Consider the following 23468-nt stretch of genomic DNA (forward strand, 5'->3'; position numbering starts at 1 on the left):
TCGGCCTTTTAGGTCGATTTTTTTGGTTTTAGAAGCATCGCATTCGGATACTTTTTCCTTACCTCGTTAAACTTTCGTTCCGCCTCCAATTTCGATTTAAACCTACCCACTCGTATGCGATAGGTAGGGGAGTCAAAATCTATTTGGGAAGGTAATTCCGGGAAGTCAATTTCCACGTTGCTTTTTATTTCTTGGGCCTTTTCATTATTACTAACAAAACCTACCTGTATCCGGTAATAATCATTTTTATCCAAAGACTTCTTGTATAAATCCAAAAGTTGGGTTATTTGAGCGTCTTGGTCTATGGATATGGTACCCTCTTGGGCGCTTAAATAATTTGTTATAAAAATAAGGGTCGCTATAAAAAAAAGTTTTTTCATGGATATAAAAACAGGTGATTTAATTCCTTCTGCAAAGGTAATTTTTTAAGGTATAATCGGTTAGCGTTTTCAATTATTTAGAACAACTATAAATTAGAAATTATAAATACATTAACATTTTTTCAAATAAAGTCTATGTCGTATTTTTGCCATCGATTAAGGCATTTTTTACCGTTCATCGTAGAAAAACGGGCTAAAATCGTGCCAAGATTCCGATTGAAATATTCTATTTATGAAAAAGGTACCATACCGCAATCAGTTTTCCAAAGTCTTTGTTTTCAGTTTAGTAGCTACCCTGCTTTTTTCAGTTTCATTGGCGGCACAAGACGCTGTTGCGGAGTCCGGTGATGCTGCTGCTTCGGTGGTGATGCCACTGCAGGTAAGGCTTTGTTTAATCAGAATTGTGCAGCTTGTCATGCATTGAACCGAAAAATGACCGGTCCTGCTTTGGCGAATGTTGAAAGCCGTTTGGAGGAAGAGGAAGGATTGGATAGGGAGTGGTTATATGCATGGATAAAGAACAGTCCTGGTGTTATTAAGTCCGGTGACGCTTATGCAAACCGTATTTACAATGAATATAATCAGGCGGCCATGACTGCCTTTCCTACCTTGTCTAACCAAGACATTGATAATATTTTAGCCTATACGGCGGCTCCTCCGCCGGCTCCGGCTACCGCAGCTACCGGTGAATCTGCCGCTGTTGCAGAGGGTGGTGCATCCGGAGGAATTTCCAATGAATTGATATTGGGGGCGTTGGCCCTTGTTTTTGCCTTATTGGTGGTAATGTTGTTTTTGGTGAACAACACCTTACGAAGGATAGCGGAGGCGAATGGTATTTCTATTGAAAAGGAAAGGGCGCAAAAGAGGGTTCCCATTTGGAAGGCATTTGCCCGGAACCAGTTTTTGGTATTGGTAACAGTAATATTCCTTTTGTTGGGTAGTTCCTATTTTGCATATGGCTGGATGATGCAGGTGGGTGTGGATCAAGGGTATGCTCCTATACAACCAATTCATTATTCCCACAAAATACATGCTGGCGATAATAAGATTGAGTGTAAGTACTGCCACTCTTCTGCTAGGGTTTCGAAACATTCCGGTATTCCTGCTATGAATGTGTGTATGAATTGTCATAAATCAATCTACGAGTACAAAGGGAATCCCGAGGACCTTCTCAAGAAGATTTGGCCAATGGGTATACCAACGAATTCTATACCAATGAGATTAAGAAGCTTTATAAGGCCGTAGGTTGGGATGAGCAAAATCAGAAATATACTGGTGAAACACAGCCTATAGAATGGGTTAGGATTCATAACCTGCCTGACTTTGCCTATTTTAATCACTCGCAACACGTTTCAGTAGCAGGGGTGCAGTGTCAAACCTGTCATGGTCCGGTTGAGGAAATGGAGGTTATGTATCAGTATTCTCCTTTGACTATGGGATGGTGTATTAACTGTCACCGAGAAACGAATGTCAAAGTTGAGGGCAACGAATATTACGAAAAAATTCACGCAGAGCTTTCCAAGAAATATGGCGTTGAGAATTTAACGGCGGCCCAAATGGGTGGTTTGGAATGTGGAAAGTGTCACTATTAATTTATATAAGAAGCTAATTACAGATATTACGTATGGCATCAAACAAAAAATATTGGAAAAGCGAAGCGGAGTTAAATCCTAACGATTCCATTGTTGAGGCGCTAAGACAAAATGAATTTGTAGAGCAGATTCCTGTGGATGACTTTTTGGGAGATAAGCAGAATTTATCCTCGACTAGTACCAATAGAAGGGATTTTCTAAAATACATTGGTTTTAGTACGGCTGCGGCTTCTTTGGCAGCTTGTGAAGGATCTGTTATAAAGTCCATTCCTTATGTGGTTCAGCCTGAAAATATTGTGCCAGGTGTGGCCAATTATTATGCTACCACCATTGCGAACGGTTTTGATTTTGCCAGTGTGCTAATCAAGACTCGTGAAGGCCGTCCTATCAAAGTAGAAAACAATACTTTGGCAAAAGTGGGCGGGGCTGCTAATGCCAGGGTTCAGGCATCTGTTCTTTCGTTATATGATAGTACTAGGCTTCAAGGGCCAATGTCCCCTGAAGGGCCAATTGAATGGGATGTCTTGAATGCATCCGTAAAGGCTAAGATGGGAAGCCTTAAGGGCTCCTCAAAAAAAATTGTGTTGCTTACTCAGACTTATGCAAGTCCATCTACGGATAGATTGATTTCCGAATTGATGGCTTCCAATGAGAATGTTGAGCATGTAACCTATGATGCCATTTCCGAAGATGCGGCTTTATCCGCTTTCGAACAGGCATACGGTGAACGTGCCTTGGCCGATTACGATTTTGAAAAGGCCGATTTGATTGTTTCCATAGGTGCAGATTTTCCGGCGGATTGGCAAGGTGGTGGATATAGCGCTGGTTATTCCAAAGGAAGGGTTCCTAAGAACGGAAAGATGTCCGAGACATGTACAATTGGAAGCAAATATGTCTCTGACAGGGGCGAATGCAGATAAAAGATTTCCGCTGACACCTACTGCTCAGAAGGTGGTACTTGCCAAAATATATGGTAAGCTAAATGGGACTTCTGTTGGTGGAAATACTTCAGAACATGATGCCCTTGTGGATCAGATAGTGGCCGAAATTAAAAAGGCAGGTTCCAATGCTGTTGTTGTAACTGGTTTGGATGATGTGAATGCCCAGTCCGTGGTTTTGGCCATCAATAAAATGTTGGGTAGTAAGGCTTTTGACCCTGCAGCACCGAGATATACCGGAAAGGGAAGTGTTAAGATGTTGGAAACTCTGATTTCCGATATGAAGGCAGGTAGAATTGGAGCTTTGATTATGGATGGGGTGAACCCACTGTATTCCTTGCCAAATGCGTCCGATTTTAAGGAAGGTCTTGAGAAAACGGATCTTTCCGTTTTGTTTTCTACAAATTGGAACGAGACCGCTGAAGTCGTACAATATACCGCTGCTTCAAATCATTATTTGGAGTCTTGGGGTGATGCCGAGATTAAAAAGGGACACTATAGTTTAATGCAGCCTACCATCAAAGAATTGTTCGATACAAAGCAGTTCCGAGACGGCTTTGTTAAGTTGGATGGGTAGTGAAAGTTCCTATTACGACTATATTAAAGAGACTTGGAATGCTGGTATCCTAAACGGTGAAAGTTGGAATCAGGCGTTACAGGATGGTGTTTTCCAAGCACAGGCTATGACCGTAGATGTCGAAGGAGAGGTCGTTCCTGATGCAGACGAATCCGAAATGGAGCAAGCGAGTGTGCCGATAGCTTCCGCAGTTAGAAGTTTGGCTAATGCCACTAGCGGAGGTATGGAATTGACGTTATACTCTAAAGTTGGAATGGGGGACGGTCAACAGGCCAGTAACCCTTGGTTGCAAGAGTTTCCAGATCCTATAACAAGGGTTTCTTGGGATAACTATGTGACCATTTCCAAAGCGGATGCCGAATCCCTAGGCGTTAAAAACGTGAACGTAGCTAATGGAGGAATGGATGGTAACTACGTTAACTTAACGGTTAATGGGGTAACTATACAAAATGTACCCGTGGTTGTGCAGCCAGGACAGGCTAAAGGTTCTTTGGGGCTTTCTTTTGGTTATGGTAAAACCGTGGGAATGAAAGAGGAGATGCAAACAGGTGTCAATGCTTTCCTATTGTACGAAGGTTTTAACGCCAATCAGATTGTGACCGTAGAAAAGGCTGGAGGGAACCATGAGTTTGCCTGTGTACAGCTTCATAAAACCTTAATGGGTAGAGGCGATATTATAAAAGAAACTTCTTTGGAGATATTCAATACCAAAGACCATGCGGAATGGAACCATGTTCCTCAAGTTTCCTTGAACCACCAAGAGGTTCCAGCAACTTCTGTGGATTTATGGGAGAGCTTTGATCGCTCGGTGGGGCATCATTTTAATCTTTCCATTGACTTGAACGCCTGTACGGGTTGTGGCGCGTGTGTTATAGCATGTCATGCAGAAAATAACGTTCCGGTTGTAGGTAAGAGAGAGGTAAGGGTTTCAAGGGATATGCACTGGTTGCGTATTGACAGGTATTATTCCTCCGAAGAAAGCTTTGAGGCGGACAATACTAAAAAAGAAGAGTTGGACGGTCTTTGGGGAGATAACGGTTCTCTTGGAGGTTTTGGAGAAATGGAACATCCATCCGATAATCCTCAGGTAGTCTTTCAACCTGTGATGTGTCAGCACTGTAACCATGCTCCATGTGAAACGGTATGTCCAGTAGCTGCTACCTCACATGGTAGACAGGGTCAGAACCAAATGGCATACAACAGATGTGTAGGGACAAGATATTGTGCAAACAACTGTCCTTACAAGGTTAGAAGATTTAACTGGTTCTTATACAACAATAACGAGGAATTCGATTTCCACATGAACAATGATTTGGGTAAAATGGTATTGAACCCGGATGTAAATGTCCGTTCAAGAGGTGTGATCGAAAAATGTTCCATGTGTATACAAAAGACACAAAAAACAATTTTGGATGCCAAGCGCGATGGTAGGATTGTGGAGGATGGAGAGTTCCAAACAGCTTGTTCCGCTGCCTGTGGTAATGGTGCAATGGTCTTTGGAGATGTAAATGATGAAGGCAGCAAGGTATCGGAATTAAAGGAAAGCAACCGTATGTACCATTTATTGGAGCATGTGGGTACAAAACCAAACGTATTCTATCACGTAAAAGTTAGAAATACCAACGAAGCATAACAATACTAGAAAGTAATTATAATAGAAGTCTATGGCGTCGCATTACGAAGCACCTATACGAAAACCCCTAGTACTTGGAGACAAGGGCTACCACGATGTAACTGTGGATATTGCCGGTCCAATCGAGGGAAGGGCCAATAAGCATTGGTGGATTGTTTTTTCCATTGCCTTGGTGGCATTTCTTTGGGGAGTAGGTTGTATTATTTATACTATTTCAACAGGTATAGGAACCTGGGGATTGAACAAGACAGTAAACTGGGCTTGGGATATTACCAACTTTGTTTGGTGGGTAGGTATCGGTCATGCCGGAACCTTGATTTCTGCGGTGTTATTACTGTTCCGTCAAAAATGGAGAATGGCTATCAACCGTTCGGCAGAGGCCATGACTATTTTCTCAGTTATTCAGGCAGGTCTTTTTCCTATTATCCATATGGGTAGGCCATGGTTGGCGTACTGGGTACTTCCTATTCCTAACCAATTTGGTTCATTGTGGGTAAACTTTAACTCGCCCTTGCTTTGGGACGTATTTGCGATTTCTACCTATCTATCGGTTTCCTTGGTGTTCTGGTGGACTGGTTTGTTGCCTGATTTTGCCATGTTGCGTGATAGGGCCATTTTACCTTTTCAGAAAAAGATATACAGTTTATTGAGTTTTGGTTGGAGCGGACGCGCCAAGGATTGGCAACGCTTTGAGGAAGTTTCCTTAGTGTTGGCAGGTTTGGCAACTCCTTTGGTACTTTCCGTACACACCATCGTATCCTTTGACTTTGCCACATCCGTTATTCCAGGTTGGCATACGACTATATTTCCACCTTACTTTGTTGCCGGAGCTATTTTTTCCCGGTTTCGCCATGGTAAACACTTTGTTGATTATCATGAGAAAGGTGTGTAGTTTGGAGGCTTATATCACCGTTCAGCACATAGAATTGATGAACATTGTAATTATGATTACTGGTTCTATCGTTGGCTGTGCCTATATTACGGAGTTGTTCATGGCTTGGTATTCCGGTGTGGAATACGAACAATATGCATTCTTAAACAGGGCTACCGATCCTTACTGGTGGGCTTATTGGGCGATGATGACCTGTAACGTGTTCTCGCCACAGTTTATGTGGTTCAAGAAATTGAGAACAAGTATTATGTTCTCTTTCTTTATCTCAATCGTGGTAAATATTGGAATGTGGTTTGAGCGTTTCGTAATTATCGTTACATCCTTGCATAGGGACTATTTACCATCATCCTGGACCATGTTCTCACCTACTTTTGTGGATATAGGTATTTTCATTGGAACCATCGGATTCTTCTTTGTATTGTTCCTATTGTATTCGAGAACATTCCCGGTAATTGCGCAGGCTGAGGTTAAGTCTATCCTTAAATCCTCCGGGGAGAGATATAAGAAACTTAGAGACGCTGGTAAACCATTGTATCAAATTTCAAATGACAGAGTGGTTGTTAAAGAAGAACCTGTTATTACTGATGATGTTTTAATGGGTGAGGTAGAACCAAAGGAAGGTGACAAGGTTGGTGTAACGGAGCTGTTGAGTTCTATTGGTACATTTGACGCTACCAAGGAATCTCCGAGACGATCTTAAAAAGGTGAAAGGTATTGATCCTCAAATGGAGGCCACCTTGAATGAAATAGGTATTTATACGTTTGCACAGGTTGCAAGGATGACGGAAAAGGAATATGACTTGTTAGATTCAATTACGGGTTCCTTCCCAGGAAGGGCACAACGTGATGATTGGGCCGGGCAAGCAAAAATTTTAAATAACAAAAAGTAGGCTATGGCATCTAAAGTTTTACAAGCATTTTACAATGATGATGACGTGCTAATGCATGCTGTCAAAAAGGTTAAGGCTGCCAAACATCATATAGAGGAAGTTTACTGTCCTTTTCCAGTTCATGGCCTTGATAAGGCTATGGGATTGGCACCAACTAGAATCGCCATAACTTCCTTCTTATATGGATGTGTAGGTCTAACGGTGGCTATTGTTATGATGAACTTCATCATGATCAAGGATTGGCCGCAGGATATCGGTGGAAAGCCGAGTTTTAGCTATATCGAGAACATGCCTGCATTCGTGCCTATTATGTTCGAGCTAACCGTGTTCTTTGCAGCGCATTTAATGGTAATAACTTTTTATTTGCGTAGTAGGTTATGGCCTTTTAAAAAAGCTGAAAATCCTGATGTAAGAAGTACAGATGACCATTTTATAATGGAAATTGAAGTTCATGGTAATGAACAGGAATTGAAGGATTTACTTGCAGGAACTGGCGCGGTGGAAATTAATATATCAGAAAAAAACAGTCATTGAATATGAACAGTTTTCTAAAAATATCGGTCATAATATGTTTATTGGTTGTGGTTGCGGCCTGTCAAGATAAGAGAGAACCTAATTACCAATATATGCCCAATATGTATGAACCAGTAGGGTATGAAGCGTATAGTGAGGTGGACATACTGCCTTCTAATCAGGAAGCAATGGTTCCTCCAGCCAATACCATTAATAGAGGTTGGTTGCCTTACGATTTTGAGAATACCCCGGAGGGAAAGGAATTGGCTAGGTTAAATACAAGTCCATTGGATTCCTTATCCAAAGAAGCAAATTTGGCGGCTGGTGCGGAGTTGTATACTATTTACTGTGCCATTTGTCATGGTGACAAGGGAGACGGGCAAGGAACTTTGGTAAAAAGGGAAAAAATTCTTGGGGTGCCAAGTTATAATGACGCCGCAAGAAATATTACTGTAGGTACGGCTTATCATGCACAGATTTATGGCCTTAATTCTATGGGGTCTTATGCATCCCAAATGAACACTACCGAAATGTGGCAAGTGGCCGAATACGTAATGAAGCTGAAACAAGATTTAACCAAATAATAGGTGAACAATACTATGTATACGTTTTCAAATAGACTTAAAATAGGTTCCATCATATTAATGGCCGTCGGGTTATTAGGTATAATAGGTGGTTTTGTTATGGCTCCTGGTACTGTCGAGGAAGCAAAAGCGATAGTGGCCAGTCATGATGATGGTCACGGAGGTGGACATGAAGCTACTGCTTCTCACGACACTGAAATGGCTCATGCTGCGTCAACTGATCATGAAAGTGGTCATGATGCTTCTCATGACGAACATTTGTTAAGTCAACTAAAAAATAGGCCTTGGGCAGCGTTGTACGTGGCAGCGTTCTTCTTTATGATGATTGCTTTGGGAGTTTTGGCTTTTTACGCAATACAAAGAGCGGCGCAAGCTGGCTGGTCTCCATTATTGTTCAGGGTCATGGAAGGGATTACGGCCTATTTGGTTCCTGGAGGTATTATTGTTTTTGTAATCTTGGTGCTTTCTGTACTTCATATGAACCACTTGTTTGTATGGATGGATGCTGAAGTGGTGGCGCACGATGAATTACTTCAGGGAAAATCGGGTTACTTAAATCCTACATTCTTTTTGATTAGAGCTGCCATCTTTTTAGGGGGTTGGATTGCTTATAGGGAATACTCCGGAAGATTGTCCCTTAAACAGGATGAATCTACGGATGATTCAAGTTTTAAATTGAATTTTAGGATTTCAGCCGCTTTTTTGGTATTCTATCTTATATCTGAATCCATCATGTCATGGGACTGGATTATGAGTGTGGAGCCACATTGGTTTAGTACGTTGTTCGGTTGGTATATTTTCGCCAGTATGTTTGTGTCGGGAATTACTGTTATAGCTATGGTGACTATCTATTTGAAATCTAAAGGATATTTACCAGATGTAAATGATAGCCATATCCATGATTTGGCAAAATTTATGTTCGGTATCAGTATTTTTTGAATCTACCTTTGGTTTTCCCAGTTCATGCTAATCTGGTATTCAAACATTCCGGAGGAAGTTACTTATTACGTAACTAGGATCGAGGATTATAAATTACCTTTCTTTGGTATGGTGGCCATGAATTTCTTGTTCCCACTATTGCTTTTAATGAATAGTGATTATAAGCGTATCAATTGGTTCGTTGTTATGTCGGGTATCGTTATTTTGGCCGGACACTATATGGACATCTTTAATGCCATCATGCCATCTACTGTTGGAGATCAATGGTTCATTGGTATTCCAGAAATTGGGGCTATATTGTTTTTTGCAGGGTTGTTTATATTACGGGTGTTTAGAGCGCTTACCACAGTACCTCTGCAGCCTAAAAGGAATCCGTTTATTGAAGAAAGTAGACACTTTCATTATTAGTGAGTTTTAAAGTATAATATCAATACATACAATGACTACATTATTGACTTTAGCTGTTTTAGTTCTCGTGGCAATTGCTATTTGGCAAATGACCAAGATATTTGAGTTATCACAGCTTAGAACAGATAATTCTGAGGTTGCAAATGATAAGGATAACAAATACAACGGTTATCTAATGTTTGCCTTTCTTGTCTTTATTTACGGGATTACTATTTTCAGTTTTGCAAAATATGGTAAAGTGCTTTTGCCTGAAGCGGCGTCGGAGCATGGATCTGATTATGACATGTTGATGTTGATATCCATGGTAATCATATTTATTGTTCAGATAATTACTCAGGCTCTTTTGCATTATTTCGCATTTAAATACAGAGGTGAAAAAGGAAAAAGGGCATTGTTTTATGCGGATAATAACCGATTGGAATTCATATGGACTATCATTCCAGTTATCGTTTTGGCCGGATTGATTCTTTACGGTCTGTATACCTGGACAAACATTACAGATGTAAATGATGAGGACGATCCGCTGGTAATTGAACTTTATGCACAACAGTTTAACTGGACAGCAAGGTACGCTGGTGATGATAACACACTAGGTAGTGCGAACGTTCGTATGATTGATATTGACAGGGCCAACGTATTAGGTTTGGATGAATCTGATACGTATGCGGAGGACGATGTCATCGTTAAGGAATTGCACTTGCCAGTAGGTAGAAAGGTGAACTTTAAAATGAGGTCACAAGATGTTCTGCATTCAGCCTATATGCCGCACTTTAGGGCACAAATGAACTGTGTTCCTGGTATGATAACAGAGTTTTCCTTTACTCCCATATATACGACAGAAGAGATGCGTCAGAACCCGGATATCGTGGAGAAGGTACAAAGGACCAATAAGGTTAGGGCAGAGAAGTCCGCCGCAACGGGCGAGATTATAGACCCATGGGAATTTGATTATGTACTTTTATGCAATAAAATTTGTGGTAAATCACACTACAATATGCAGATGAAGATCATCGTAGAGACCGAAGAGGAGTACAATGCCTGGATGGCAAGTCAGCAGACCTTTAAGTCGACCATGATGGCCAGCGCCCAATAAAATTAGGATATAATAATATTATAAAGAAAGAATTCGATTATGTCAGCAACAGCACATGCACACGTAGATGATCACGCACATGATGATCATGGACATCATCATAAGGAAACCTTCGTAACCAAATATATCTTTAGCCAAGATCATAAAATGATTGCTAAACAGTATTTCATTACTGGAATACTTATTATGGGCTTTATAGGGATAGCAATGTCCCTTTTGTTCAGGATGCAATTGGCTTGGCCAGGGGAATCCAATGTCTTCTTTGAGGCACTTTTAGGTAAGTGGGCTCCGGAGGGTGTAATGGATGCAGACGTATATTTGGCATTGGTTACCATGCACGGTACAATTATGGTGTTTTTCGTTTTGACTGCTGGTCTAAGTGGAACATTTAGTAATTTATTGATTCCTTTACAGATTGGTGCAAGGGATATGGCTTCCGGTTTCTTGAACATGATTTCCTATTGGTTGTTTTTTGTCTCTTCGGTTATCATGGTTATTTCCCTTTTTGTGGAGGCAGGACCGGCAGCAGCGGGTTGGACTATTTATCCTCCGTTGAGTGCATTACCAATGGCACAACCTGGTTCGGGCATGGGTATGACACTCGGTTGGTATCTATGGCTATATTCATCGCCTCATCCTTATTGGGTTCTCTGAACTATATCGTAACGGTGTTGAACTTACGAACTAAAGGTATGACCATGACAAGATTGCCTTTGACCATTTGGGCATTCTTGGTTACCGCAGTTATCGGTGTAATATCCTTCCCTGTATTACTTTCTGCCGCACTTTTATTGATAATGGACAGAAGTTTTGGTACCTCTTTCTTTTTATCGGATATTTTTATCCAAGGAGAAGTGTTGCATTATCAAGGAGGTTCACCTGTTCTTTTTGAGCATTTGTTCTGGTTTTTAGGTCACCCTGAAGTATATATTGTAATTCTACCTGCGATGGGAATCGTTTCTGAGGTAATGGCTGTGAATGCCGAGAAAACCGATTTTTGGTTACAGGGCGATGATCGCTTCTATTTTGGCGATTGCTTTCCTTTCTACGATTGTTTGGGGTCACCATATGTTTATTTCAGGTATGAACCCATTCCTGGGGTCTGTGTTTACATTTACAACATTGTTGATTGCAATTCCATCTGCGGTTAAGGCGTTCAACTGGATTACTACGCTTTGGAAAGGTAATTTACAGATGAATCCAGGAATGCTGTTCTCCATTGGTATGGTTTCCACCTTCATTACAGGAGGTCTAACAGGAATTATTCTTGGTGATAGCACATTGGATATCAATGTACACGATACCTACTTTGTAGTGGCGCACTTCCATTTGGTTATGGGTATTTCTGCACTGTATGGAATGTTCGCTGGTGTTTATCATTGGTTCCCAAAAATGTTTCAGGGTAGAATGTTGAATAAGAATTTAGGTTTTGCCCATTTCTCGGATTACCGCTATTGGTTCGTATGGAATCTTTTTCCCAATGCATTTTGTTGGAATGGCAGGTGTTCCAAGGAGATACTATGAGAACACGGCTTTCCCGATGTTCGATGAACTAACCGACGTTCAAGTCTTAATGACGGTATTTGCAATTATCACTGCAGCGGCCCAATTGTTTTTCGTGTTCAACTTTGTAAGAAGTATTTTCTACGGAAAGCGTGGCTCACAAAACCCATGGAACGCCACAACTTTGGAATGGACAACCCCTACCGAGCATATTCACGGAAACTGGCCTGGAGCTATACCGAAGTCCATAGATGGGCCTATGATTATAGCAAGGTTGATGAAAATGATGAATACATCATTCCAGGACAGGATTATGTACAGCAGCACGTGCCACTATTTGACGGTGAGGAAGAGTTGCAACATTAAACCATATAATACTATTAAATGCCTAACCAATGAGTTAGGCATTTTTTTTGCTACAAGTTTTAGGGTTTACCTATTTTTAATTTGTAATATCTTTATAAAGAAAAGAGTATAACGGTACTTAAATGAATTTCATGAGAAAGCTACTTATTATGGGTGTGGCCTTAGTATTTGGGATACATGCCAATGGGCAAAGAAAACCAAAGATTAAAGGAAACAAAGAAGTCGTAGAGGTTCGGGAAAGCCTCCCGGCATTCAACGCTATTCAGTTGGATGATGATTTGGAAGTAGTACTTCAAAAATCGAATAGTGAAGGATACTCTCCGGAAATAGATAACAATTTAATAGACGTATTAAAATTTAAGGTGGAGGATAGCACTCTGTTCATTTCTTCATTTTATAATATCACTTCAAAAAGAAAACTTGATATCACAGTATACTATACAGAATTGAGCCGTATTACCATGAATAACGGGGAGATTAGTATGAAGGATGTGATATCCGGGGATCGATTGGATATTTTAACCAGGGAGACTTCTCGATTGGAGCTGAACGCAACCGCCGATATTATTAATATAAACATGGAAGGTATCAGTTCCGGTGACTTTAATGTGGCCAGTGATTCCCTTGTAATGAATTTAAAGGATCGTATCGATGTCAAAGTATATTCCACTGGTGCTTCCAATAATCTATTTATGTACGAGAATGCATCGGCCAGTTTGGAGGGTGCTGCTGAAAACCTTATGGTAAAATTATATGGTAAAAGCAGTCTTAAAGGGGAACGATTGGAAGCAAAACAGGCCATTGTTGTTTTAGAAGATTCCCGAGATGCCCGAGTGAATGTACTTGAGGATTTTCAGCTCTCCTCAAGAGGGTCCTCTAAAACCAGTTTATATGGTAATCCTAAAATTACCATTTTGGATTTTTTGGATACCTCCCAGCTGGACAAGGAAAATAATTAATTGGCTATAGGTGCTGTAACAAGATGTTCCGGTATGCCAAAACCGTCCACAAGTACATTTATGTGGGGTCTAAGCTCCGTACACAATCGCTCCACACGTTGTCTAATCGCTTTGGATTTTGTACTTCCAATATAGCCTTGCTCCAGGTACCAAGAAGCATCCTTCCTAATTTCGTAGAGGGCATATAGAGTTCCCAATTTTTGAAAAAGGTCCTATTCCTGTCATCCTTAATGCTCTCAGTAAATTTAAAGTATGTCCGGTAGGCCAATTCTACACTGTAGGCTTTTCCCAACGCTAATAAATGGGTCTGTACTTTCAAAAAAGCTTGATAAGAAGGTACTCCTTTCTTAATATAATCCCGAATGCGCATAGCCAAGGTATAGGTCAGTCTACGCGTTCTGTAATCAAAGGCATGTTTATGGAATTTAGGGTTGTACAAATGTTCCTTGTCAACCTTATTGGAATAGATTGGATTTACCGTAGCTAGTTTATCTGACAATTGCTGACTCAACAACTTAAGAACCGAGGAGAATCCTGCACTATTAAATTCTGATTTAAAATCGGATAGGACGCCCTTGGCGGCTAATTGCAATAACACGTTGTTGTCACCTTCAAAAGTTGTGAAAATATCCACATCACCCTTTAGATCGGCGATACGGTTTTCCAAAAGATAGCCCTTTCCGCCGCAGGCCTCACGACACTCCTGAATGGTACTATTGGCATACCAAGTAATGATGGATTTGAGTCCTGCTACCTGTGTCTCCACCTTTCGCTTGTCGGTCTGACTGTCATCACAATATACCTCCATCATTTTATCAAGAGTAGCATGGTAGACAAAGGCACTTGCAACTAATGGGGTCAAACGCAATTGATGAGAAGGATAGTCCATCAATAAGTCTTCCTGTATTTTGACATTGTCATTAAACTGCCTTCTTTTTAAAGCGTGCTTTATGGCTATGGTCAGCGCCATTTTTGCTCCGCCCGGACCCGCTCTCGCAACACAAATTCGACCACCTACCAGTGTTCCCAACATGGTAAAAAACCGTTTGTTGGGGTTTTTGATATCGGAATAATACGAACCATCGTCCTTTATACTCCCATATTTATTCAACAAGTTTTCACGAGGTACTTTTACTTGATTAAACCATATCTTTCCATTGTCCACACCATTAAGTCCTAGCTTGTATCCGTTGTCCTCGACCTGGATTCCGGGAAGAAGTTCATGGTATTCATTTCTCAGCGGGACAAGAATGGCATGTACCCCTTCATTTTTGCCATCAACGATGAGCTGGGCAAAAACAGAAGCTATAGTAGAGTGCAAGGCGTTTCCTATATATTCTTTGTTATCGTTTTCACCGGGTGTATGAATGATAAGGCTATCATCTTCCTTTCTATATGTGGCCGTGGTTTTGATACCTCTCACATTGGAGCCATGCCCCGTTTCCGTCATGGCAAAACAGCCTAAAAGTTTTGCCTTTCCAGCATCGGTTAGATAGGTATCGTGATGGGTTTTTGTACCTAATTTTTGAATACTTCCACCAAAAAGTCCGAACTGAACCCCAAATTTTATGGTTAGACTGCCGTCTACATACATTAAATTCTCAAAAATGGTGGCGTATCCTTCCATATCCCCACTGCCACCATAGTTACTGGGATAGGCCATGGCGCCATATCCATTATCAGCCAAAAATTTGACTTGCTCTAAAACTACCTTCCTGAAATCTTCCTTGTTGCGATGAACCTCCCAGTTAAAAATGGGGTGCTTCAAAAGCCTTTGGAACGAATCAATAACGGAAATATGTCTTCCTTTAAGGATAGTTGATAGCTCCTTAGAGTTATAAGTATTGGCACTGGCCATATGTTCAACTTCAACCTCGAACAAGTGATTATAGTGATTGGGTTGTATTCCTAAATTAACCTCTATATTTTTTAACTGCTCATTAAAGGGACAGGTGTTATGATAATGGCAGACCACTTTTTGACTGAAGGCAGTTAGCGGATAGGTTTCTCCTTCAAGCAATTTAGAACCTGAATTTGAAATGGTTTGTTTCCAATTTTTAAACTCTTCGTTCTTAGGAGGATTTTCTACTTGTAGCCACGAGTGTAGCAAGACTTTTTCGGTATCCGATAAGGTGGAATCCTTTTCAATTGCTTTTTCAACAACATTGACCTCTGATGCAGAAACAAGATCGTCTGACCGAGATAACATAAAAAAATGGAATGTACTGTAGGATTCCGGGTGTGTATATTTTCTTTTCCATAATTTGAAAATACAAATTAATACATGAAATTCTAAGGAATAAAGCCGGCAGAGGTTGAAAATAAATTACGGTCGTTTGCCTATCTTTGTTAGCGTATGAATGAATACCTAGACCCATCCAAAAACAGTTTTTCCGATGCGGAGCTTGATATTGAAAGGGCTTTGCGCCCCGTCAGCTTTGAAGACTTTACCGGTCAGGAGCAAGTTTTGGAAAATTTAAAGGTTTTTGTGGAGGCAGCTAATCGTAGGGGAGAAGCTTTGGATCATACGTTGTTTCACGATCACTCCAGGATTGGGAAAAACCACACTGGCGAATATTTTGGCCAATGAATTGGGTGTTGGGATAAAAATAACCTCCGGATACAGTGTTGGACAAACCTGGTGATTTGGCAGGTCTATTGACAAACTTGGATGAAAGGGATGTGCTTTTTATTGATGAAATACATCGATTGAGTCCTATTGTGGAGGAATATTTATATTCTGCAATGGAGGATTATAAAATAGACATCATGATAGAAACGGGCCCTAATGCCCGTTCGGTTCAGATAAACTTAAATCCGTTTACCTTAATTGGCGCCACGACCCGATCAGGTCTCTTGACCGCTCCCATGCGGGCCGGATTCGGTATACAAAGCCGGCTACAATATTATGATACGGAATTGCTTTCTACGATTGTTCAAAGAAGTGCGGATATACTAAAAGTTCCGATTTCCAATGAGGCGGCCATAGAAATTGCTGGCAGAAGTAGGGGAACACCTAGAATCTGCAATGCTTTATTGAGGAGGGTAAGGGATTTTGCCCGAGATAAAGGGGAACGGAAAGATAGATATCGAAATTTCAAAATTTGGATTAAAGGCTCTGAACGTTGATGCTCATGGGCTAGATGAAATGGACAATAAAATATTGATCACTATCATTGATAAATTTAAAGGAGGGCCGGTAGGAATTACCACGTTGGCCACAGCGGTATCGGAAAGTGCAGAAACCATTGAAGAGGTTTACGAACCTTTTCTGATACAACAAGGTTTTATTATGCGTACACCCAGGGGCCGTGAGGTAACCGAGTTGGCCTATAAGCACTTGGGAAGGATAAAAGGGGGCATACAACCTGGTTTGTTCTAAATTTTCGTTTTTATTTTTATCTTGTTGCAAACCTAATTAATCGGTTTGCCATAGATGCGCTTCTTTCAGTATATCCTTTTTCTTTGCTTTCTTAATTCAGGATTAATCTTTTCACAAGATAACGTCTACGTCTTGGATACGTTATATCCAGTGCATGATTTGGATCCAATCTTAAAAGTATATCCTGATACCAACAATGATTTTTCCCCTGAAAGAATACTTTCCGATACTACACTCACTTTCCTAAAAGGGGACGAATTACCACGTCTTTTAAATGTAGGTACAACTTACTGGGGAAAACTTAACCTAAAAGCAGAAGAAAAGTTAATTGGGTGGACCCTACATTTTGAGGATAAAATGATCGATTCACCAGCATGGACTAAAAGTAATGGAACCGTTGATGTCTATGGGTATGTAGATAAGGAATTAATATTCCATCAAAAAACGGGTGCCGAATATTCAAAAGAAGAAAAGGCATATAAGGGCAATTGGATTATGAATGCAATTACTTTAGATTCATTACCCGTCAAAAAGGTCGTAGAAATTATAATTAAGGTCAAAGGAAATGCCATGGGATATCCTGCCTATTTTAATTTGACTGCCGAAGCCCGGATCAACCCTATTACCACCAGTTTAATCAATACCATAGTAGTTTCAATATTTTTTTACTTGGTGTTACGTTCATCATATTGTTATATCATTTATTGCAGTATATCTACTTACGGGAACCTATTTTTCTTTGGTTCTGTATTTGGTTGGTCTTCTGTACGTTAACCCAGGCAATGACCGTAGGGTTTATTATTGGTGGTTTGGCGAAGTTCCGCTATATAACGTGGTTGCTAATAGCAAATGGGATTTTTTATTCCTTTTGGTTTTTCGGAAGGGCGTTTATTGATTCCAAAAGCAAATTTCCAAAATTGGATAAAGTGATGCTAGGCCTTGCATTGTTCATCTTGGCGGAGATACTTTTAATGACTATTTACGTTCTATTATTGAACCCTCAAACATCCTTCACAGGGGTAGGTTTTCATTATGTAGTTTTAAACATTTACGCTATTGCTAGCTTGATAGTATCAATTATTATAGCACTTAAAAATGATGCGTTTGCTAGGTATTTTGGAATTGGTTCCATAGTTGCCAGTATTGCTCTGGTCATCGGAACACTTTGGTCAATGGGTTTGATGAATCCACCGTTTAGACTTGATCCTTATGCCACTGGTATTTTTCTACAAATTGTCATATACTCATTTGGTATTGCGTATAGGCGTCAAACTATAGCCAAGAGAAGCGAATTTGAAAAAGTGGAAGCTGAAAAATCTCGCTCTGAAGTACTTCGTATGAAGGATTTGGATGAGTTAAAAACGCGATTTTTCACTAATATCAGTCATGAGTTTAGAACGCCCCTCACTTTGATTCAGGATCCTATTGAGAATGCAAGAAGAGTACAAAAGAAAAATGGGCAAGAAGGCGTGACATTAAGCGAAAAGGAATTTAATATCGTATTTAGAAATTCCTCCCGCTTACAATCCTTGGTCAATGAACTTTTGGAACTTTCCAAATTGGAAAGTGGAAAGACAATGCTTTCCCTAACTAAAAATGACATGGTGCCATTTATAAAATTGATGGTTTTTTCATTCGAAAGCATGGCCGAACGTTCCGGTATTGACTTTGAGGTGAAGTTGAACTCAGATTCGGAAATTGCCTATTTTGATTCGGACAAGTTGGAGAAAATAATCAACAATCTGTTGTCCAATGCATTTAAGTATACTAGTAAAGGGGGAAAGGTTGCCGTCAATGTTGATTTTAATAACGGTAATCTTCACCTGTCTGTTTCAGATACTGGTAATGGAATCTCAAAAGAGGACCTTGCCAATGTTTTTGATCGGTTTTATAGAGTGGAAGGCTCTGAGGCTAATGGTTCCGGAATAGGGCTTGCATTGACAAAGGAGTTGGTCGAATTGCATAAGGGTGAAATAAAGGTAGAAAGCTCTTTAGGTAAAGGGACCACATTTTACTTAAAAATACCCATTACTTTGGAAGGTCTCCCCAATTCGTCCATGATAGTCGAGGCTCAAGAATTAATGGATTCTGATGAAGGGCATTTTGAAACTTTTACCACGGTTAGTGAAAATGGTAGTAATCGTTCTAAAAGGGATTTGCCGATTGCATTGATCGTAGAAGATAATGAAGATTTAAGAAGTTACGTGGGCGGCATTTTGGAGGATCAATATGAAATTTTACTTGCTAATGATGGGGAGGAAGGAGAGAAGATTGCCATGTCTGAAATACCGGATATTATCATAAGTGATGTGATGATGCCCAAAAAGGATGGATTTGCAATGTGCGATGCCTTGAAGACGAATAGCAAGACCAGCCATATCCCCATTATATTATTAACGGCCAAGGCTGGTCAGGACAATAAAATGCAGGGACTTTATCAGGGGGCTGATGCCTATTTGACCAAGCCTTTTGCCTCCGAGGAACTTTTAGTCCGAATAAAAAATCTTATAGGTTTAAGAGAAAAGCTTTGGATTAGGGTGAAGGAGACAGATGGTCTGCTGGTGGACGACCTTTCCTTAAATTCAATGGAGGATGAATTTCTTAGAAGGGTTTTTAAGGTTATCAACGAGCATCCGGAAGATTCTTCTTTTTCAGTGGAACTTCTTGCCAGTTCCGTGGGATTTAGTCGTGCCCAATTACATCGCAAATTAAAAGCTTTGACAAATAAATCTGCCAATCAACTTATATCCGGAATTCGTTTGAATACCGCTTATAAACTTCTACAGAACTCTACTGGTAATGTTTCTGAAATAGCCTATAGTGTTGGTTTTTCCAATCTCTCTTATTTTGCGAAAAGCTTCAAGGAAAAGTTTGGAATCTCTCCAAGCGAAGTGGCAGTCATTAAAAATCAGTAATTTTTAAGTTATTGATATTCAGTGCTTTTATTTGAGTGAAACAAATCTGTTAAGATATGCGACATCATTGTCAAACACTTCTGTAGCTTCTTTTGACCTTAGCGATACTGTTCCCCAAAGGACAAATAATATTTCATTTAAATCGTATCGTTATGAAGACATTAAAAAGCACAATTAAAAGTTTCGGAAGTCTGTTATTACTCTTGGTAGTCACTTCCTGTTCAAAAGAAGAGGCTACTGCGGAAACCGAGCTTGAAATGGTATCGGTAAAAGCAAAGAAGGAAACATTGGAATCCCAATTGAAAAAAGTTGAAAAGGCAACCATGCGCTTTCACAGCTTTGAACAGGCGAAAAAGGCAGGCTATGCCGATCCTTATGCATTTAATCCATCTATCTATGTTCCCAACATGGGCTTCCATTATATCAATGTAGGACTGATCGATGGAGAATTTGATATGGAAAAACCAGAAATTCTCCTGTACGTGCCCAATGAACAAGGTCAGCTAAAATTGGTAGGTGTCGAGTACGCGGTTCCAAAGGCTATTTCTCCTACACCACGAGAAGGTTTTATGGGAGACACGGATCACTGGGATGACAATCCCAATGTGGCGGGAGGTTCATGGACACTTCACGCCTGGGTTATTGAAGAGAACCCTAATGGAGTATTTGCAGAATTTAACCCTAATGTGCCTGTAAGTGACCCTTCCGATAAGTAGGAATAAACGGATTCAACAACCAAAAAAGAAAGAAGATGAAAAATAAAGCAATTGCGATTATGACCTTTTCGGTATTGATATTGGCCTCGTGCAACCAGCCTAAGGAAAAGAAGGTCGAAGTGGTAGAGGAAGCAAACTCTATAACGTTGAATTTAGCAGAGCGAGGCGAATATCTGGTGAACATTATTGGCTGCGCCGATTGCCATACTCCCAAGAAAATGTCCGAAATGGGTCCTGTACCGGATATGGACCGCTACATGATGGGGTTTGACAGTTCAGGCGCCTTACCGCCAATTCCTGAAAATGTGCCACTAGGCCCTTGGGCCCTGTTCGCAGGGGATTTAACGGCTGCTGTTGGATCATGGGGAACAACTTATGCCGGTAATCTTACCCCTCATGAAACAGGTATTGGAAGCTGGACATTAAAACAATTCAAAAAGGCCATCAAAGGGGGAAAGTATAAGGGGTTGGACGATTCCCGACCTATTATGCCGCCAATGCCCGTTGAGGCCTACAGAAGTATGAAAGATGAGGATGTTGAGGCGATTTTCGCCTATCTTAAATCTTTAAAACCTATTGAAAATGTTGTGCCGGCCTATACACCGCCTACTTCCTGATTAGGTATTTTAAATTAAAATTAATGTACCTTCGGAATATGAACCGAGGTATATTATCACAGCAAATAAAAACCGAAGCCAAGCGCCTCGGTTTTTTGTCTTGTGGTATTTCCAAGGCAGATTTTCTTGAACAGGAAGCACCACGATTGGAGAAGTGGTTGGGCAACAACATGCATGGGGAAATGGGCTATATGGAAAACCATTTTGACAAACGTCCGGATCCTAGGTTGCTGGTAGACGGGGCAAAATCAGTGATATCCTTGTTATTAAACTATTTCCCAAAGGAAATCCAAACGGAAAACTCCTATAAAATTTCCAAATATGCCTATGGACAGGATTATCATCATGTGATCAAAAGGAAACTTGGGCAATTGTATGATTATATATCCGAAGAAATAGGTGAGGTAGGTGGTCGTGCTTTCGTTGATTCCGCTCCGGTTTTGGACAAAGCGTGGGCGGCAAAGAGTGGACTTGGGTGGATTGGGAAGAACAGCAATCTATTGACCAAAGAAGTAGGCTCCTTCTATTTTGTAGCGGAACTAATCATTGATCTGGAACTGGAATATGATATACCTGTTACCGATCATTGTGGTACCTGTACTGCGTGTATAGATGCCTGTCCCACCCAAGCTATTATAGAACCCTATGTCGTGGACGGTAGTAAATGTATTTCCTACCTAACGATAGAACTCAAAAATGAAATTCCAACCGAGTTTCAAGGTAAAATGGACAATTGGATGTTCGGGTGTGATGTCTGTCAGGATGTATGTCCATGGAATCGGTTTTCGAAACCTCATAAGGAACCTTTGTTCGATCCAAATCCGGAGTTGTTATGTATGACCAAAAGGGAATGGGAAGAAATTACCGATGACGTTTTTAAAAAAATATTTCAAAAATCGGCGGTGAAGCGTACCAAATTTTCCGGGTTGAAAAGAAATATAGAATTTTTAAAGAACAATTCAGAACAACTATAACGTTATAGTTTTCCAATGATCCTATTTCTTTTCTCTTTTATATCTACTTTTCGTTAATTATACTATATTGCTAGGTAACTTTTTATAGGAATTCTTAAAAAAGAAGTATTGTTTTTTGACTATACTGTAATTGAAGTTTCTAAAACCAAATAACCAAGTAGTATGCAACTAACGAAACCAAGTCTCAGTTTACGGCAGATATTTAACATGAACGTTGGATTTTTGGGCATTCAGTACAGCTTTGGACTTCAACAAACAGCTATCAATCCCATATTTCTATATTTAGGGGCACCTGAGGAAATGTTACCAATTTTAAATATTGCAGGGCCCATCACCGGATTGGTGGTTCAGCCTATAATCGGTGCTATGTCCGATAAGACTTGGTCTCCAAGGTGGGGTAGAAGGAAGCCTTATTTTTTAATAGGGGCTCTTATAGGTAGTATCTGTCTGTTTATGTTTCCATCAAGTCCGGTACTATGGTTTGCCGTAGGGCTTTTATGGATTTTGGATGTGGGCAATAATATGGCCATGGAACCTTACAGGGCCTTTGTGGGGGACAAACTTCCGGAAAAGCAGTTCAGTCTTGGATATCAAATGCAAAGTTTGTTCGTTGGGGCCGGTATTTTGTTGGCTAATGGTTCTATTGTACTTTTTCAATATTTATTTGGTAATGAATCTGTAGAAGTTGCTGGGTCCATTCCTACTTGGTTGTATTATTCATTCTATATTGGCGGTATCCTCTCTATTACTACAATACTATGGTCCGTATTGAAAACCCCGTAAATTCCTCCATCGGAAGAAGAACTTGAAGAAATAAATGAGGCAAGGAAAAAGCCCTTAGGTACCCGAATAGCCAAACCTTTTGGTGAGATAAAGGAGGCGGTCAAGAATATGCCCACCTTTTTATGGAAGCTTGGAGCCGTATATTTATTTCAATGGTACGCACTGTTTGTCTATTGGCAGTATATAACACCTTTGTTTAAAAGCACCTTGGGATATTCTACATCGGAAGCGGCTTCACAGTCGGCCCGGATGAGTCTTACCTACAACATAGTTACTATGGTAGTTGCCCTGGGATTGGTGCCTCTAACACTTCGGTTTGGTGGTAAAAGAATCTATTCCTATAGTTTGGTTGGGACTGCTATCGCCTTGTTTTCCATACCCTTTATACAGGATCCCCTACTCGTTTTGGTGCCAATGGTACTTTTCGGAATAGGATGGGCAGCTATGATGGGAATACCGTATACCATGGTTTCTAAAGTGGTTCCTCAGGAAAGAAGAGGTGTATACATGGGTATTTTGAACATGATGATCGTAATACCTATGGGGATAGAGACCCTGACTTTCGGCCCTATTTACAAATATCTTCCGGGAGGGAATGCGGTAAATGCCATGTTGTTTGCAGGTGGATTTTTTGTTATTGCGGCTATTCTTGCCATGCGATTGAATGTGGGAAAGGCAAAAACTGTTATTGATTTATAGTAAATCATTCAATTTCGTACCCTTTTATTTTGTGGCTTTTATTTCTTGATTTAAAACCTACGACTTTTTATAGGGTTTTCAGGAATACCGTTACATTTGTGGTTTAAAATCCCAA

General features: G+C 40.4%; 13 protein-coding genes and 8 pseudogenes. 18 read left to right on the forward strand and 3 right to left on the reverse strand.

The annotated features are described in order from the left end of the window. Positions 1 to 8: 8 nt before the first annotated feature. Positions 9 to 380 (reverse strand): SPOR domain-containing protein, encoded by a 372-nt coding sequence (locus NYZ99_RS02880; protein ID WP_260573443.1) that lies wholly within the window; start codon positions 378 to 380, stop codon positions 9 to 11. 232 nt (positions 381 to 612) lie between these two features. Between NYZ99_RS02880 and NYZ99_RS02885 the strand changes: the two are divergent. From NYZ99_RS02885 to NYZ99_RS02935, 11 genes and pseudogenes are all read left to right on the forward strand, one after another. Beyond that, a pseudogene (locus tag NYZ99_RS02885) lies at positions 613 to 1972 on the forward strand (c-type cytochrome). Between the two features lie 32 nt (positions 1973 to 2004). Next, positions 2005 to 5120 (forward strand): annotated as a pseudogene (locus NYZ99_RS02890) (TAT-variant-translocated molybdopterin oxidoreductase). Positions 5121 to 5151: 31 nt separating this feature from the next. Then, a pseudogene (nrfD, locus tag NYZ99_RS02895) lies at positions 5152 to 6902 on the forward strand (NrfD/PsrC family molybdoenzyme membrane anchor subunit). 3 nt (positions 6903 to 6905) lie between these two features. Beyond that, the gene (locus tag NYZ99_RS02900) at positions 6906 to 7436 is read left to right on the forward strand and encodes a DUF3341 domain-containing protein (protein ID WP_260573444.1); all 531 of its coding nucleotides are present in this window, start codon (positions 6906 to 6908) and stop codon (positions 7434 to 7436) included. 2 nt (positions 7437 to 7438) lie between these two features. Further along, on the forward strand, positions 7439 to 7999 hold the full coding sequence (locus tag NYZ99_RS02905; protein ID WP_260573445.1) for a c-type cytochrome: 561 nt from the start codon (positions 7439 to 7441) through the stop codon (positions 7997 to 7999). Positions 8000 to 8014: 15 nt separating this feature from the next. Continuing rightward, positions 8015 to 9346 (forward strand): annotated as a pseudogene (locus NYZ99_RS02910) (quinol:cytochrome C oxidoreductase). A 31-nt stretch (positions 9347 to 9377) separates the two neighbouring features. After that, entirely contained in the window at positions 9378 to 10439 is a 1062-nt protein-coding gene (locus NYZ99_RS02915; RefSeq protein ID WP_260573446.1) for a cytochrome c oxidase subunit II, read from the forward strand. Positions 10440 to 10646: 207 nt separating this feature from the next. Next, positions 10647 to 11590 (forward strand): annotated as a pseudogene (locus NYZ99_RS02920) (cytochrome c oxidase subunit I). After that, entirely contained in the window at positions 11472 to 11963 is a 492-nt protein-coding gene (locus NYZ99_RS02925; protein WP_260575321.1) for a cbb3-type cytochrome c oxidase subunit I, read from the forward strand. Before NYZ99_RS02920 ends, NYZ99_RS02925 begins: the two are co-directional and overlap by 119 nt. Positions 11964 to 12110: 147 nt before the next feature. Further along, positions 12111 to 12308 carry a hypothetical protein gene (locus tag NYZ99_RS02930; RefSeq protein ID WP_260573447.1) on the forward strand — a complete coding sequence of 66 codons (198 nt, stop codon included), beginning with the start codon at positions 12111 to 12113 and terminating at the stop codon, positions 12306 to 12308. 131 nt (positions 12309 to 12439) lie between these two features. Next, positions 12440 to 13267, forward strand: a complete 828-nt coding sequence (locus tag NYZ99_RS02935) for a GIN domain-containing protein (RefSeq protein WP_260573448.1) — start codon at positions 12440 to 12442, stop codon at positions 13265 to 13267. On the opposite strand, the gene NYZ99_RS02940 is transcribed toward NYZ99_RS02935, so the two are convergent. Together NYZ99_RS02940 and NYZ99_RS02945 are read right to left on the reverse strand one after the other, a co-directional pair. Further along, a complete protein-coding gene (locus NYZ99_RS02940) occupies positions 13264 to 13464 on the reverse strand; it encodes an acyl-CoA dehydrogenase (protein ID WP_260573449.1) in 201 nt (66 codons plus the stop codon). The two genes, NYZ99_RS02935 and NYZ99_RS02940, sit on opposite strands and share 4 nt — an antisense overlap. A gap of 431 nt (positions 13465 to 13895) precedes the next feature. Beyond that, a pseudogene (locus tag NYZ99_RS02945) lies at positions 13896 to 15476 on the reverse strand (acyl-CoA dehydrogenase family protein); the annotation flags it as partial. Between the two features lie 147 nt (positions 15477 to 15623). Between NYZ99_RS02945 and ruvB the strand changes: the two are divergent. The 7 genes and pseudogenes from ruvB to NYZ99_RS02980 all read left to right on the forward strand — a co-directional run bounded on the left by ruvB (position 15624) and on the right by NYZ99_RS02980 (position 23353). Then, positions 15624 to 16649: pseudogene (gene ruvB, locus NYZ99_RS02950) on the forward strand (Holliday junction branch migration DNA helicase RuvB). Between the two features lie 132 nt (positions 16650 to 16781). After that, positions 16782 to 17423 carry a hypothetical protein gene (locus NYZ99_RS02955; RefSeq protein WP_260573450.1) on the forward strand — a complete coding sequence of 214 codons (642 nt, stop codon included), beginning with the start codon at positions 16782 to 16784 and terminating at the stop codon, positions 17421 to 17423. After that, the gene (locus NYZ99_RS02960) at positions 17354 to 19564 is read left to right on the forward strand and encodes a hybrid sensor histidine kinase/response regulator transcription factor (RefSeq protein WP_260573451.1); all 2211 of its coding nucleotides are present in this window, start codon (positions 17354 to 17356) and stop codon (positions 19562 to 19564) included. Before NYZ99_RS02955 ends, NYZ99_RS02960 begins: the two co-directional genes overlap by 70 nt. 152 nt (positions 19565 to 19716) lie before the next feature. Then, positions 19717 to 20280 carry a hypothetical protein gene (locus NYZ99_RS02965; protein WP_260573452.1) on the forward strand — a complete coding sequence of 188 codons (564 nt, stop codon included), beginning with the start codon at positions 19717 to 19719 and terminating at the stop codon, positions 20278 to 20280. A gap of 35 nt (positions 20281 to 20315) precedes the next feature. Beyond that, on the forward strand, positions 20316 to 20897 hold the full coding sequence (locus NYZ99_RS02970) for a cytochrome c (RefSeq protein WP_260573453.1): 582 nt from the start codon (positions 20316 to 20318) through the stop codon (positions 20895 to 20897). A 38-nt stretch (positions 20898 to 20935) separates the two neighbouring features. Then, positions 20936 to 21871: a tRNA epoxyqueuosine(34) reductase QueG gene (gene queG / locus NYZ99_RS02975; RefSeq protein ID WP_260573454.1), complete on the forward strand. Its 936-nt coding sequence runs from the start codon at positions 20936 to 20938 to the stop codon at positions 21869 to 21871. A 162-nt stretch (positions 21872 to 22033) separates the two neighbouring features. Beyond that, positions 22034 to 23353 (forward strand): annotated as a pseudogene (locus NYZ99_RS02980) (MFS transporter). Positions 23354 to 23468: the final 115 nt, after the last annotated feature.

This window comes from Maribacter litopenaei (assembly GCF_025244665.1).
Classification (GTDB): Bacteria; Bacteroidota; Bacteroidia; order Flavobacteriales; family Flavobacteriaceae; genus Maribacter; species Maribacter litopenaei.

Coding starts and splice junctions, on each gene's coding strand:
- queG (WP_260573454.1), top strand. CDS start 20,936: ATGAACCGAGGTATATTATCACAGCAAATAAAAACCGAAGCCAAGCGC.
- NYZ99_RS02915 (WP_260573446.1), top strand. CDS start 9,378: ATGACTACATTATTGACTTTAGCTGTTTTAGTTCTCGTGGCAATTGCT.
- NYZ99_RS02970 (WP_260573453.1), top strand. CDS start 20,316: ATGAAAAATAAAGCAATTGCGATTATGACCTTTTCGGTATTGATATTG.
- NYZ99_RS02930 (WP_260573447.1), top strand. CDS start 12,111: ATGGAACGCCACAACTTTGGAATGGACAACCCCTACCGAGCATATTCA.
- NYZ99_RS02900 (WP_260573444.1), top strand. CDS start 6,906: ATGGCATCTAAAGTTTTACAAGCATTTTACAATGATGATGACGTGCTA.
- NYZ99_RS02880 (WP_260573443.1), bottom strand. CDS start 380: ATGAAAAAACTTTTTTTTATAGCGACCCTTATTTTTATAACAAATTAT.
- NYZ99_RS02965 (WP_260573452.1), top strand. CDS start 19,717: ATGAAGACATTAAAAAGCACAATTAAAAGTTTCGGAAGTCTGTTATTA.
- NYZ99_RS02905 (WP_260573445.1), top strand. CDS start 7,439: ATGAACAGTTTTCTAAAAATATCGGTCATAATATGTTTATTGGTTGTG.
- NYZ99_RS02935 (WP_260573448.1), top strand. CDS start 12,440: ATGAGAAAGCTACTTATTATGGGTGTGGCCTTAGTATTTGGGATACAT.